Raw genomic sequence first — 2013 nt, forward strand, 5'->3', positions numbered from 1 at the left:
TGGTGGTTATATTGGGACAGTAGGGGATGGTGTAAGTATCGAAATTGTCAGGCGCTATATTCAAGAGCAAGGAGATGAAAAAGAGAAGGCTCGTATGCAACAGATGAACCTTTTTCCCATCTAGATATCCCGCAGCTTGCTGCGATTGGGTTATTCATTTATTGCTGTTAATTCATTCACAGAGTTCTTTCGCTGGGTTTTGGACAAGATTTTACGGTGGTTATGTTCGCTAGGATTTTCTCCAGTGGTATAATTCTGCTAGACCACAGAAAGCACCGAGATCAGAGTTTTACGTATTTTTGCTTAGAATCCTGGGACGACCTATATACTCTGTAGGCAATTTATATCTTTACCAGAATATTTCCTGACTCCTCTATAGGGTTTTGTCTATCTTGTTTCGTCCTTAACAATATTTTTTTGCTTAGTTGTTCCTACCTAGGATTTTGTTATGACTGTGATTAATCCCTTGCTTGCGGATGTTTTTGCCCTTTCTTTGGCACGGCTTCAGGCATTTGCTCAACTCAATAACTCGGAAATGCTCCTGCAACAAGTTTTTGGCGAAGGAGTGGATACTACACTTCTGCTCGATGCTTGGCGTAATGAGACTTTTTCTTCATTACCCGCAATCGAACTTGTTGACAGCGCCCAGATTAACGGTGCTTTGGGGGCCTTTGCTCGAACCAATCGCACCATTTACCTTTCTCACGAATTACTACAGCTTGCTAATACTAGTCTGCTGTTAGCTGTTTTTCTAGAAGAGTATGGCCATTATCTTGATAGCTTATTGAATACAGTGGATACCCCGGGCGATGAAGGGGAACATTTTGCCGCTGTAGTTTTGGGACAGGAGTTAAGCTCCGACGATTTGGCTCGCATCCGAGCAGAAGATGATAAAGCAGTTGTCATCATCAACGGGGAGATCCTGGAAATAGAACAGTATTCATTCTCTATTAGCCAGATTACTCGTAATGATACTAATGATTCTGATGTTCGAATTTCTGGCAATAACATTGCTTGGGATGGAGCGGGGGGAGTTTACCTCTATGACGGTTCCACCACAAGGCTTCTTTCCTCGATTGGCCGTGATCCTGAAGTTAGTGGCAATAATGTAGTTTGGAAAGAAAATGGCGGTTTATTTCTTTTTAATGGTTTTAGCACCGTCCGTATTCCTTCCAGTGATGGCAATAGCAATAATTATGCTATTTCCGGCAACAATGTTGTTTGGCGTCCGGGCGGCTCCGATTCCCGTATTTTTTTCTATAACGGCTTTGCCACCAGCAACATAACCCCCAGTGGTACCACATCTAATGGTACTGATGGCAATCCTCGGATTTCCGGTAACAGTGCAGTCTGGACTGCAAGACCCTTTTCCACCAGTGAAGTGTACCGCTATAATGGCTCCTCCACCCAAAGGATCACTAACAATTCTTTTTGGGAATATAGCCCTGTTGTTTCTGGCAACAACATAGTTTGGCGAGAGGGAAGTTCCCTTATTTTTTACAATGGTTCTAGTACTACCACCATAGCTACGGGGGTTTCATCACTCAATTATTTGCAAATTGACGGTAACAATGTTGTTTGGCAAGAGGGATTCAACGGTAATAATGGTACTTCCGTTTATCTTTACAATGGCTCCACTATCACCCGATTGACCGGTCATAGTCGTATCGATCAACTACCTAACTTATCTGGCGGCCAGGTAGTTTGGCAGAGCTGGGATGGCAATGATTACGAGATTATGTATTATGACGGTTCAAGGTCATTCCAAATCACAAATAACAACGTTAATGACATCGAACCTGTAATTTCTGGATCCAACATTGCCTGGCGTGGTTGGGATGGTGCTGATTATGAAATTTTCCAAGCCAAGTTGCCACCGACATTATTTGGCACTGTCCTTTTAAGGAGTGAAGTGGCAAAAGCCTCTACAGGTAAGTATTTCTGCAATTTCGACAGGGCGGTCAATGAAGCCCATGGCCATAGCCGGAGTGGTATTTTTTCCCAGACTTCCAT

General features: G+C 43.3%; 1 protein-coding gene. It reads left to right on the forward strand.

The annotated features are described in order from the left end of the window. Positions 1-448 precede the first annotated feature (448 nt). Positions 449-2013 (forward strand): hypothetical protein (locus tag IQ219_RS19185; RefSeq protein WP_228017389.1); only part of this gene is annotated, 1565 nt, incomplete at its 3' end.

Origin of the sequence: Synechocystis sp. LEGE 06083, assembly GCF_015207725.1 — a bacterium.
Lineage (GTDB): Bacteria > Cyanobacteriota > Cyanobacteriia > Cyanobacteriales > Microcystaceae > Synechocystis > Synechocystis salina.